The 412-nt window shown below is 43.9% G+C and carries 2 pseudogenes; both read right to left on the bottom strand.

The features are described 5' to 3' along the window. Positions 1-204, bottom strand: a pseudogene (locus tag AB4512_RS24330) (hypothetical protein); the annotation flags it as partial. 15 nt (positions 205-219) lie between these two features. Continuing rightward, positions 220-412 (bottom strand): annotated as a pseudogene (locus tag AB4512_RS24325) (NAD(+)--arginine ADP-ribosyltransferase); the annotation flags it as partial.

Here is a 412-nt window from a genome sequence, read left to right as displayed (position 1 = left end):
GTTTTTGATTGCGGAATACTCTTCTGGCACCATCTTTTTTTCTGCGTTGACATGATGAGTGGTAGCCCAGTCCATCAAGTTGTCAGCGATTTGTTGCTGAGCTTCATGGGAGAGTGAACGTCCTTTAAATTCGGCAAACTCTTCTCCGTACGCGGAGTAGCTTGCCAGTAAAGAGAGACAAAGCACCCAAATAAATTTTTCCATTGCTTGATCCTTAGCTTATATACAAACGAGAGAGTGCCAAAATGACGCTTCTATTTCTTTGCCTGAATAGAGATTATATTTCTGAGTATTTTTGACGGCAGACGCCTTCACCGTCTCTACGCCGATGTAGGTATGGGTAGAGGTTCGCTCTATCTGGGTGATTCGAAAGTGTGCATTTGGCGCAAATAGAACCTCTGCTTCTTTGCTG

The sequence above is a fragment of the Vibrio sp. 10N.222.52.B7 genome, from assembly GCF_041474275.1.
In the GTDB taxonomy this organism is placed as follows: Bacteria; Pseudomonadota; Gammaproteobacteria; order Enterobacterales; family Vibrionaceae; genus Vibrio; species Vibrio crassostreae_C.
This window is presented reverse-complemented; position numbering and strand designations above follow the sequence as displayed.